Genomic DNA, 11,436 nt, shown 5'->3' with positions numbered 1-11,436 from the left:
ACTTCGGTCATACAATAGATGGGGCTCATCTCCACTAGCACCGATTTAGCTCGTACTCCCGTACTCCCTATCCCATATCTAGTGATAGGTCACTTCATCTGCCCCTTCGTCTTGGCCTACTCGTAGTCAGGTTTCCGATAGACTATACTTCTACTTGAACTTCTGTAAACGAATTCCCAGTAAGCTCGTATCCGTCAGGTTAAATAATTGGCTACCTTGTCATACTCCAGCTGTTCCTGACTGATTCAGATGTTGGAATGTGGTATTATTTGAAAATCAGATGACAAAAAAACAGATTAATCATAGTGGAATTTAACTATGATCAACCTGCAAGATGTAACGAGATAACTTAATTAAGAGCAAACAATGATAATTTGAATATTTATTTTTGTAATCGTAGAGTTACAATTAATTGCTCAATGCCCTCTGAAATTACTTCAAATGATTTTCGTTCGAAATCCTCAAGTTTGACTAACCCATTCTGATTATCAACCACAACAATAAGCCCGTTACCCTCTATCCCTATAGGAATGTGCTCGAGTTTGTTATCGTGGTTGTGCTTGTATCCCACAAGTAAGTTGAAGTAAGATTCTATATCTGCTTTTTGCTGTAAGGACTCTAGTTTTATATAATGGTCAGTAATAAAACCATCTAAATCTGCAAACCAATACGAATTAAAATACTCAATGACAGATACATGCATTCTAATGCCTAATTTTTCTTCTAGTGAGCTAAAATCATAAATTTCTTTTTTTTCGACAGGTCTCCAAGAGATATAATCATTCTCGTCAACTTTTCCATAATAAATAAGAGATTCTACATCTTCATCAAATGGTGTTTTAAATAAAAAATCTAATCCTCCTTCAGCGAGGGACTTCCTTAATAAAAAATATTGATTCATCGCTTCTTTTATGGACACATCTATCACCCTTTACTTATTTAAGAGTCTTTCTAGCATTTCAGCATATTTGCTATCACCACCTCAAGCTAAAGCGGTTTCCTCTCCCTCACTATCGCCACAGGGTAATCTAAAGTTGCGAGTAAATTGAATAAAACGTAAGAAAGCGAACTTAACAAAAAACAGGTCAATCATGGTGATTTCTTACCATAATCAACCTGTTCGTTATTTAGGTTTATAACATTAAAGCTTCTTATGTGCGTACAAGCGAAAGGGAGGATGTATTTGCGTTATTTGGTGGATGATAAGTTCATTCGGCTCTGGGTAGCCACCAAATGAAAAAAACCTTGAAAGGCACGAAGTCAATCCAGGTTTTCATTAACATTAAGATTCAAATGTAGTTCTATCGGGGAAATGTCCATTTTCCCTAATGAAACAAACTGATAACCTTTGTGCTGCTCTATCGAAATAAAAATTTTGTTAAAAAGTTCGGGTCAGGAATCAGGTCTAATTCGGCAAACTTCCTCGTTATTTTATTTAATTCTCCCCATAACAATCTCATTCGGACCAAATTTATAAACAACCTTTTCCTCATCTTCCATTTCCTCAAGTAACAAAACGAACGAAGCCAATATATGTCGCCTCTTATTATGGATTCCACGGACGACCTGAATCTAAAGTTTTATCTTGTGCTGTCCTATAATTTGTTTTGAAGATCCCTTCGAATCTCGACTCAAACAATTCATGATTTAGAAATTCAAAAAAGAAACCTTGAAAGGCAAAAGCCCATCAAGGTGAATGTCATTTTTAATATTGAAAAAATTAAAATCTGTCAATTATACGATTTTGTTATCACTATTCCAATTGTTCCTCCTCTTCATCTTCAACTAATTTAGTAAAAAAATCAAAAAATGTTTTCCATGTATCAGGTGGTGATATGAAAGACATTGTATCTATTCTTTCGACATCTGTTGCATCACACCATATAACAGATGGATTATTTTGGGTATCCATAATAATAATACTGTTTGGTGGCTCAGCTAACACAACAAAATTTGGTGGTAATTTAATCGCGTTTCTAAGCCTAAGTGTTTCATCTACAATATTAGGTGTAATATCTTTATATGCAAACGCAAAACAACTTATCCCCCCCAGTAAATCCCCACTGTAAAATTTCGCTATGTCCCGAAAATCGTCGGGAAGTTTTAACTGAAGAAGTTCCTCGATTTCTCTTAAAACATCCTCATCGATTCCATTTTCAGGACACAACTGAATATATCTCTCATATATTTCCTCTACACTTGACATAGATAAAACCTCCTTGAAATTAATTTATTGATTTGTTACACGCCATTTCCAATATTCACGAGTATCTACACCAAATTTGTGACGGTCAATGGGAAATTCAGGATGAGGCTTACTTCTACCATATTGACTATGCAATATATCTTGTCCGTATTTACCAACACCATGATACCTTGTACTTGCCTCTACTAAAGCTCCCCTTGAATCTTGTCCTAGATGGTGAAGGGTACCAAAGCTCCCATCATTTAATTGGGGTGCAAGTCCTCTTTTTGCAGCTTCAGCATTTGTTTTACCGATAAATTTTTGGGCACCAGCAGTACGAATATAATCCCATTCAATATCGTTTCGTTGATATACAGCATAGGTTTGTTGAGTTCCTTTAGGTCTGGTTGCTGTCCAAGCTACAGGTTCATGAGAAAATACTTTACCTGTCCCTTCACACTTCATCAACCCTAACGGATCAATGTAACTCACCGGATTCCCGTTCACATACGCATATCGGTTAAACGTCTGCCCATCCTGAATCTCCCCACGGATCACATCTCGGTTTAGGAACCGTTTCAGCTTTGGATCATAGTACCGTGCACGCATGTAATACAATCCGTTGGCATCCGTCATGACCCCATCTCGACCATTATACGCAAACGGCTGCTGGGTTAATCCTTCATGTTGCTCCAGTTCGCCATATAATCCATACGTATAGCGGTCCGTCACCCGGTTTTGTTCATCCGTCAGCAACGTCGTACTACCGCGCAGATCGTAGTGGTAACTGAGATACGTTCCGTCGGCGTCTTCTCTTCCAATCAATCCGAGTCCATAGACGTACCTTGCCTTCACATGCCCTTCGCCGTCCATCTCCATCAGCACCCGGCTCAGTTCATGTGCATCGTCGATGACATAGCGGGTCACTTGTCCTCGCTGCGCGAGTTCAATCCGGTCCCCCTGCGGGTTGTACCGATATTTCAGCTTGCCTGCTTTCACCAGACGATTTCGGGCATCGTATTCGTAAGCGGAAGCGGTGTTTCCATCCGTTGCATACAGCAGATTTCCGTTGGCATCGATCTCCACGGGATAGTCCCCTACCCGCTGAAGCCGGTTATCCCAAGTATAGTGCAGATGCTGCGTTGGTGAAGTACTCGTGTATTCCGTTTCTGATGTCCCCATCTGTTCGGTTGTCAGGTTCCCCGATGGGTCATACGTGTAGTGTACAACACGACCTGGCTCGGCGCCACTGCGCAGGCGTTTCAAGGTATCGTACGTGTACTGTTTGTTTTCTTCCTTCAGCAGCAAACCGCTTGGGCTGTATGCGTACTTAAATTGCTGTAAACGAATACCTTGTCCGCTCGTATCCGTCAGGCGAATGAGCTGGCCAGCCGCATCGTATTCCCGTTGCTCCTGGCTACCGTTCGGGCGCCGAGTCTCGATAAGCTTCCCGCTTGCATCATAGCGGTACCGGGTCAGGCGGCCGTTCCAGTCCTTCACTTCAGCCAGTTCACCCGTGGCTTGGTAACGATACTCTACCACTTTGCCATCCGGATAGGTCAGTGCCGTCATCCGGCCTGCCGCATCATACGCATATTGCAGGAGATGCCCAAATCCATCGGTTCGCGTAAGCAAGCGTCCTGCCGCATCGTAGGTTCGTTCCTCATGCTGCTCGGCTTCGAGCACACGGGTCACCTGTCCATCCGGCGTGTAGGTCAGCACGATTTCTCCTGCTTCATCCGTGGCACGGATCAGGCGGCCCGCAGCATCATACGCATACCGAGTTTCCTGTCCCTTGGCATCTAGCTTAGCGCTTAACCAGCCACGATTATCATACGTATACGCCGTCCGTGCGCCTGCCGCATTCGTTTCCTGCAACAAGCGGCCACTGCGGTCATACGTTAGACGGGTTTCGTTTCCACTGGCATCGGTGTAGCTCGTATTCCGATCTTCCCCATCCCATGTCTGGCGATAGGTCACTTCATCTGCGCCTTCGCCTTGAATGACTTCGGTCAGACGGTGCGCGGCATCGTAGCGATAATGGCGGGTATGCCCATCCGCGTCAGTATCTTCGACGCGTTGATGGAGGGCATTGAACCGTAGCCGCGTCATGTGGCCGAGCCCATCCTGCCATGCCACGGGGCGACCAGCCGCATCATAGGTCAGTTGCTGGACGGTCCGACCTTCGCCATCGATGACGGAGACCAGACGACCTGCGCCATCATAGTGATACTTCGTGATGTGTCCTGACGCATCGGTCACGGTCTGCAATCGACCAGCGGCGTCATAAGATAACTGCGTGGTTTCGCCGAGGGCATTCGTTTCGGCGATCAGGCGGTTTTCGGCATCATAGGTATACTGCCGGGTGTGACCGAGCGCATCGGTGATAGTGGCCACTTCCCCGTTCAGCGTATACGTATACTGCACGGAGGCTCCAGACGGACGGTTCTCCCGAATGCGCTGCCCACTGGCATCATACACGGTCTGCCAGGTGAGGCCCAGCGGGTCAGTGATGGATGTCAGGCGATCTGCACCATCGTAGCTCCGGCGACTCACACTTCCTGCGGCATCCGTCAGTTCGACCAGTCGGCCTGCTTCATCCCAGCCAATCTGTAAACGTCGACCTTCCGGATCCAGCGTATGCTGCAGCTCGCCTGTCTCGCTGTAAGCATAGGTCCAGATGGCTCCCGTGAAGTCCTGGTACGTAGCCGTTTGTCCGGTTTCGGTGTAGGTCCACTTGGCTGTACTGCCATCTGGACGGCTCACTTCGGCCAGTCGTCGTTGTTCATCGTACCGGTAGCGGGTTACACCGCCTTCGGCATCCGTTTCACGCTCAACTTGGTGGTGCGCAGTATAACTATATTCCGTTTCATGACCTAACGGGTCGATTTCGCGGATCAGATGTCCCTCTTCATCGTAGACATACGTTGTTGTTTCGCCCAGTGGGTTGGTGACACTTTCCATCTGTCCCTGCGGCGTGTAGGTGTATCGAGTTATACCGCCATCTTCGGCATGCACTTCGAGGAGCTGCAAGGCGTCATCATGCACGAGGATGCGCGCCTGACCCAGCCGATTGGTCACAGTGGTCCTCGTCTGACCCGGATGACTCTCGGTATCATACTGGAACTGGAATTTACTTCCGGCCGCATCCGTCTGTTCGACAATTCGGTAAGATGCGTCGAAGGTGTTTGTGAACTGGAGAATGCCACTCTCCGTCAGGGAGATCAACCGTCCATCCTCATCCGAAACCAAGTCGGTTACTACATCACCCGGCTCGATCACGCGAACCAATACGCCCTTCGGGCTATATTCAAATGTTACACGCCGCAGGGCATCCTTCACTTCTTTCAGTTCGCCTGTCGAGGTATAGTCCAGATGCAAGGATCGCTGGGTTGCCCGATCGGTTAGGGTCATCAAGCGACCCGCTACCTGATAAGACATGTCCAGGGTTAGGCCACTGGATTGCGTGTGACTGAGCAGTTGTCCTTCTTCGGTAAATCGATAGATCTCACGCGGCTCACGCGTTGTCAGTTTCCAACCCTCATCTTCCCGTTCGAGCACGTCCCAATACACATCGAGATCTGAACTTCGATAGGTTCCATCGGCTTGATGGACAAATTGGTTATGACGTCCTGCTGTCCAATAGACGTCCACGGCAGGCGCGTGCTCAGCTGAATCTTGGATTGAAGAATGAACATGCAATCGCAGTCCGTATTGGTGCGTCCAGGCAGGTCCCAGTTCCCCTCGTTGCAGCAGGCCTGAGTGGTAGGTCAAGGTCAAGGGCCAATCGGTAGCCCCATGCAGCGTCAAGATATCATGGTTCATAAACTGATAACCGGTAGCCGCATGGATCGGATCACCCGGACAGCTTTCTTTGTTGGATTTGGTTACATTCTGCGTTTCGGTGTTTCGACCCGTAGAGGGGGATTGCGACGAAGTTTCGATATCCTTCGACTTGGGCGTCGTGGTCGTTTCTACGCCTTTGGCGCCTCCAGTATTCGGTTTTTTGTCCAATATCTTGGCTGCAGCTGCACCAGTTGTACTTGCAACGCCAGCCATGCCTGCTTTCTCCCCATCGGTCAGGCCTGAATCGTGGCGTGTGGACCCGGCATCACTTGGCGCATCGTCTGCTTTGCCCGTTGGTTTGTTACTGGTCATCGGCGCATCACCTGTATCCCTGGAGCCCGCAGGGGCTTCGCCTGCCTTGGTCGACTTCGGCGTCGCTCCGGCAATATCCTCTCCGGCTTCTCGGGTCGAGTTCCCGGGCACTCCCGCCTTGTTCGGGCCAGTCGGGATCGCATCGATCGCATCATCGGCGTTGCGACCGACGGTTTTTGCTGCATCTGCGGCGTCGTCCGCATGCTTCACCGCTTTCCCGGTCAGATCCATAGCTTCATCCGCATATTTAAAGAGCGAAGCCGCTTTATTGGCTCCTTTCCCCAGCGGTCCCAGTACAGAGAGTCCGCGCTCATACCATGCGAGCTTCTCTCCCGTGAGCAGATCCCGACCCGTGATGGCCTCGATGATCCCTTTCACATTGCCGACGACAGGCAAGAAATCTAGCACCGTCCCCAATGCAAAGGTGAGGAAGCTCGCCAGCTTCCCCCAGTTGAATTTTTTGCCCTCCCGATCCGCTTGTTCATATTCTTCTCGTTTGCGACGGGTCAACTCCGACAACAGTTCCAGCTTGCTTTGCAAGCCGTCCAGTTCCCGCATCAGGTGGGTGAACGTACTTTGTACCCCACCTTGGCTGAGGGTTTTATAGCTTAGGCTGTTCATGGACCGATTCAGGTCCGCGCGCAGATCCCCCATCTCATCCGCGGCTCCGTTCAGACTTTTTGAGGTCCGCTTCAGGTCAGATAGGCTGACTTCCAATTTCACATTGCTTCCCCCTTATTTCTTCTTCGCAGCAGCAGCGGCTGCCGCTGCGGCCGCTCGTTGTCTTTCGCGCTCCTGACGCTCACGTTCCTGGCGTTCTCTCTCTCTGCGCTCTTCTTCAAGATCTTCCTGCATGAACTGATTGGCTAACGCTTCCAGTCGTCGTGCGAATTGTTCCATTTCATCCGCTGTCTGCCTCATCCGTTGAGTTGTGTCTCTGAAATCATCCATAAAGTGTTGATACACTCTCCCCTTCCAGATCATGGACTGTACATTACTATTAATACTGGAGCGTTCATTCTCCAGCTTGTTGCTGTTGTTGCGTAATTTGGAGGCAATGCTCCGCAGTTTACCGACGTCAGGCCGAATTGGCATATGTACATCTCCTTACTTTATTGAATCTGCCTTACTGAATCTCTCGGAAATGGCTTTAAGCTCGTCCCCTACATCCTTCAGTACAGTTGATACACTTTCCAGCTGAACATGGGCATCTTTGTAAGAGGAATAGAAACGCTCTTGAGATTTCCCCTCCCATTCCCCGGTAATTCCATCGATCAATGACTTCAACTCTCTGGACAAAGCAATACTTTCCTGACTGCTGGCCAGAAATCGGGTAGCGATCTCCTTAATACGTTCAGGTTCAATTTTGATACGGTCTGCCATTTATTTGACCCCTTTCCCATCCAGTTTTTCGATTTGATCCGCAAATCGTAATAATGCTTTTTTCAATATGGCCGGCTTGTATGGCTGGAATTGAAGCGTACCCTCCGTCAATTCAACCGCCAAATACAGCTTGTCTCCCCATTGAGCATAGTGATAATCCTCCTGATGCCACATCAGTCCATGCCTCTTCATAAACATCATGGAGCCTGAGCGCTCCCCATTACTGAAGATGTCTAATGCAAGCTCTGCCTGTTCTTCCGTATGCCCTGCTTGAACCAGTCTATTACGCTGGTCTACTTCGGTAAGCTGATTCCATTGATCCCACGTGCAGTCTTTGATGACCGCCTTTTTGGCCGCACTCTTATATTGAAGTGTCAGTGGAAAGAACCCTTTCATAGCTTCTAACGTTAACTGGGCGTCTGCCACAGGAACAAGGACAATGCCTCCTGATTCATCTACTGTTTGTTCAACAACGATTCGAGGAGTGAAATAGTAGTGACCTGCGTATTTCCCAGTGCCTTCAATCTTCTTACTCACATGCATCACATCGGCACTGCCGCATGCAGCAATGCAATAAGCGAGCATTTCATTCATATCATAGCCAGCCCCCTCTTGCTTCGGAACCAGATATCCTTTGTCTACAAATGTCTTTTCGATCACCTTATATTCCGCTTCCAATTCCTTAGCCAGATACCCGCGATAAGGATCATCAAAGTTAGCTATATGACGGACTCCTACCAACTGAGTCAAAAAGAAAAACTCTTCAGGAGAGAGTTGAAATGACCACTCTTCCGTTAATTCATTTTCCAAGATAAAGCACTCCTTCAATCACTATTTAAATAGACCAATAACATAAATAATCAGTGCAAAAACCAGCGCACCAACTGAAGCACCTATTACATAAATCCACATACGGTCATAGGTGGACTGTTTATTCTGTTGGATCAGTTGATTCCAGCCTTTTTTTACGAGAGTCTGCTTAGGTTCAGGGTTAAAGACAGTCTGATCTATGCCTTCTTGCACCTGCTCCATGGCAATGGAGATTTCAACATGAAATGGCGAACGATCGTTAAATTGCTCAATCAGCTTGCCATATTCCCAGAAGGCCGATGTCAGATTCCCCTGACGTTCCAATTGACGGGCTCGAGCCAATTGATTCTCTTGGGCGTGACTCAAAGCGTTAACAGCATACTCACTCGGCAAGTGATTAGATTCCTCTGCTGGTTGCTCCAACTCTTTTTCCATTTCAGATGTTGGAATCGCCTCTTGCTCCACGAATTGCTTCGCTGAAGCCAGTGCAATCTGCCATTCTCCAAAGGTTGGGCATTGCTGTAGTTGCTCTGCATTCCACAACCGATCTAGCAACGCTGCTACTTCAGGGCCATACTGTTGCTCGAGCGTCGCTTGAAGAAGTACATAGCGCTCACTTTGTTGCTGGATTTCTTGTGGATCAAAATAACTATCTCCCCACGCTTGCTTACATATGTCTGTACTCGACCAAGCCAGCATCTCGGCAAGCAGGATTCCACCAGCAAATCGATCCGCAAGAGGACTCCAGTCCCCATACTCTCTAAGGAAAGTTGCCGTATATCCCGTTGCACCCTCTGGCAGATTATCGGGTTCCTCCAATTGCTTAGCGTACATTCCTTCCACATCAACTAATTCAACAGACATGTCCTCCGCCTCTTGATTAGCGTTGACGATCAGCAGATTAGAAGCTGACAAGTCGGCATGGGCTATGCCAGCTTGCTCCAATACAGCCATGGTAGATACCAAAACCATTGCCAGTTTCATTGATTGTTCCCGAGATAATGCTTCTCGGCCAAGCATTAATTCACTCCATGTCACACCATCAATCCATGGCATATGTGCACCGTAAAGTAATTCAGGATACTGTCCGAGCAACTCCATATCTTCTATCGGATTCAATATCGTTCGTGACCATACGCTCAGTCCCGAGTGGACTGTGAGGTCTGCCATGAGCTCTGTCAACTTCATGACAGATGGCTGTCGGAAGGCTGGGCGGAACACCTTCAAGGCACTGTTTTCTCCCGAGCTGTTAATAAGCTTGTATACTGTGCCTTCCCTGCCCTCCTGACCATAAGGCATGCCTTCGAATTGAGGGTGCTGGACCAGTCTGTAAACTTGGTTTCTGATTCGTAGTTCTGTATTTATATCAGGTGGAAACACGATTCTTGCTCCCCTTTGCACAAAAAAATGATTCGAAATTATATTGTTGAGAAGGAGTTAACCTGCTCAATGCGCAGATAGCTTCCATCCATTGCTTTTACATCCTCCAGAGACTGCTGAAGGTCCATGCTATTCCACTCGCTTCCATCACTGCTAAGATAGTAGCGATAGTTGGATGCTTGAAACGTAAGGGCCATACCTTCATTTAATCCTTTGAGCATGGGTTCAAGTAATTCATGCAAAGGTATCGTATTAGGTAGCTCTATATCTGTCTTTTTTCCAGTAGCATCAATAATTAAGGTCAATAATGTTCGATCCATGTGTTCTCCTCCTTACGGTTACATCGGGGTAGAAGCAGACATCTGCAGCCCTAGTGAAATTAGGTCTTTACTTGTACCAGGCAGCATCATAAGTGCACCCTTCTGAATCGAATATCCGGATTCCATCATCATTTCGCGATAGCTTTCAGGTACAACCGAAGACATTCGTTTTAATTTCTCCGAATAGGGATCCACCACGAAGGAATCCGGCATCATCCCTTTCCAAGCTCGTGTATCGCGAATCCGGCTAGTGGAAGCATCCTCTGTAATAAAAATATTTTCGACCAGCACTTGTCCATCAGGGACAGACATGGTTTTGATCCGTTCAACAATCGGTTCAGGATCTTCCCCTGTGTAAATGCCATCAGTCATATGACAGATCAGAGGGGCAGGACAGTGCTCCATGTTACGAAGCTCAGACTGAATAATCTTCTCCGCTTGTTTGAATGCCTTCGCCGTGTCTGTGAATCGTTTCGGGTATAGCGGTGGCAGACTTCCACGATTAGCAATACGATCAATAGATTTAACACCGTCTAGTAGATCGTATACTTCATCACTGTAGGCAAGAATCGCGATTCGATAACGAGGAGACACTTTTGATCCTTTCGTTGATCGGTAGACGATCTGGCGAATAATCGTCTGAAGTCCCTCGTTAACGATATCCATCCTCCGTTGCCCTTCAAGCTCAAGTGTCATTGAACCGCTAATATCAATTAAATAGATTAGTAGAGCGGGGGTGCTTCCCGTCGCATGTACTGAATAACTCATAGGAATAACCTCACATTTTCATACTCTGGATATAGAAAAAGCCAGGTAAGTTTACCTGGCTTCTTATGTAACTACTACTGTTGGTCTGCTTGTCTGAAGCGAGTTGAGATAGCTTTTAATTCTGTTCCTACTGCACGAAGCATTTCAACATAAACGGTCATGTTCTTCTTATCGGATTCAAATCTGTCATAGAATCCTTGGGAAGTCATACCTTCCCACTGGGAGCGCATGGATTCCATCAAGGAATTCAATTGCTGAGCCAACTGCTCGCTTTCTTGTGCTGCTTGGTCAAACTTCGATCCTGCGTTATCAATTTCTTCTGGTGTAATTAAAATCTTTGCCATTCTTATCTTCCCCTTTATACCATTTTTATAAATTTTACCCATTAACTATTGTATACAAAGAACTAGTGAATTGCCAAACATTTTTTGG

The 11,436-nt window shown here is 46.9% G+C and carries 10 protein-coding genes and 1 pseudogene; all 11 read right to left on the bottom strand.

The genetic code is table 11. From position 1 onward, the window contains the following. Positions 1–382 precede the first annotated feature (382 nt). Entirely contained in the window at positions 383–901 is a 519-nt protein-coding gene (locus tag MKX68_RS16370) for a SecY-interacting protein Syd (protein ID WP_340915402.1), read from the bottom strand. 381 nt (positions 902–1,282) lie between these two features. Continuing rightward, positions 1,283–1,530: pseudogene (locus tag MKX68_RS16365) on the bottom strand (hypothetical protein). A gap of 223 nt (positions 1,531–1,753) precedes the next feature. Then, entirely contained in the window at positions 1,754–2,206 is a 453-nt protein-coding gene (locus tag MKX68_RS16360) for an SMI1/KNR4 family protein (protein WP_340912954.1), read from the bottom strand. Positions 2,207–2,230: 24 nt separating this feature from the next. Then, positions 2,231–7,066 (bottom strand): RHS repeat-associated core domain-containing protein, encoded by a 4,836-nt coding sequence (locus MKX68_RS16355; RefSeq protein WP_340912952.1) that lies wholly within the window; start codon positions 7,064–7,066, stop codon positions 2,231–2,233. Positions 7,067–7,078: 12 nt separating this feature from the next. Beyond that, a complete protein-coding gene (locus tag MKX68_RS16350; protein ID WP_339298013.1) occupies positions 7,079–7,438 on the bottom strand; it encodes a WXG100 family type VII secretion target in 360 nt (119 codons plus the stop codon). Positions 7,439–7,450: 12 nt separating this feature from the next. Beyond that, positions 7,451–7,726, bottom strand: a complete 276-nt coding sequence (locus MKX68_RS16345) for a WXG100 family type VII secretion target (RefSeq protein WP_150364197.1) — start codon at positions 7,724–7,726, stop codon at positions 7,451–7,453. Then, positions 7,727–8,536, bottom strand: coding sequence for a hypothetical protein (locus MKX68_RS16340; protein WP_340912948.1), 810 nt, complete (start codon positions 8,534–8,536; stop codon positions 7,727–7,729). 21 nt (positions 8,537–8,557) lie between these two features. Next, complete coding sequence (locus tag MKX68_RS16335; protein ID WP_340912946.1) at positions 8,558–9,916, bottom strand: protein kinase domain-containing protein; 1,359 nt, start codon at positions 9,914–9,916, stop codon at positions 8,558–8,560. Between the two features lie 38 nt (positions 9,917–9,954). Further along, on the bottom strand, positions 9,955–10,236 hold the full coding sequence (locus tag MKX68_RS16330; protein ID WP_076210973.1) for an EsaB/YukD family protein: 282 nt from the start codon (positions 10,234–10,236) through the stop codon (positions 9,955–9,957). Between the two features lie 18 nt (positions 10,237–10,254). Continuing rightward, positions 10,255–11,004 carry a vWA domain-containing protein gene (locus tag MKX68_RS16325; RefSeq protein WP_145153652.1) on the bottom strand — a complete coding sequence of 250 codons (750 nt, stop codon included), beginning with the start codon at positions 11,002–11,004 and terminating at the stop codon, positions 10,255–10,257. Between the two features lie 74 nt (positions 11,005–11,078). Continuing rightward, a complete protein-coding gene (locus MKX68_RS16320) occupies positions 11,079–11,348 on the bottom strand; it encodes a WXG100 family type VII secretion target (RefSeq protein ID WP_190945006.1) in 270 nt (89 codons plus the stop codon). Between the last annotated feature and the right edge of the window lie 88 nt (positions 11,349–11,436).

This window comes from Paenibacillus sp. FSL M8-0212, from assembly GCF_038004645.1.
In the GTDB taxonomy this organism is placed as follows: Bacteria; Bacillota; Bacilli; order Paenibacillales; family Paenibacillaceae; genus Paenibacillus.
Note: the sequence above shows the minus strand (reverse complement) of the source record. Positions and strands in the feature narration are given on the sequence as shown.

Coding starts and splice junctions, on each gene's coding strand:
- MKX68_RS16370 (WP_340915402.1), bottom strand. CDS start 901: ATGAATCAATATTTTTTATTAAGGAAGTCCCTCGCTGAAGGAGGATTA.
- MKX68_RS16360 (WP_340912954.1), bottom strand. CDS start 2,206: ATGTCAAGTGTAGAGGAAATATATGAGAGATATATTCAGTTGTGTCCT.
- MKX68_RS16350 (WP_339298013.1), bottom strand. CDS start 7,438: ATGCCAATTCGGCCTGACGTCGGTAAACTGCGGAGCATTGCCTCCAAA.
- MKX68_RS16345 (WP_150364197.1), bottom strand. CDS start 7,726: ATGGCAGACCGTATCAAAATTGAACCTGAACGTATTAAGGAGATCGCT.
- MKX68_RS16330 (WP_076210973.1), bottom strand. CDS start 10,236: ATGGATCGAACATTATTGACCTTAATTATTGATGCTACTGGAAAAAAG.
- MKX68_RS16325 (WP_145153652.1), bottom strand. CDS start 11,004: ATGAGTTATTCAGTACATGCGACGGGAAGCACCCCCGCTCTACTAATC.
- MKX68_RS16320 (WP_190945006.1), bottom strand. CDS start 11,348: ATGGCAAAGATTTTAATTACACCAGAAGAAATTGATAACGCAGGATCG.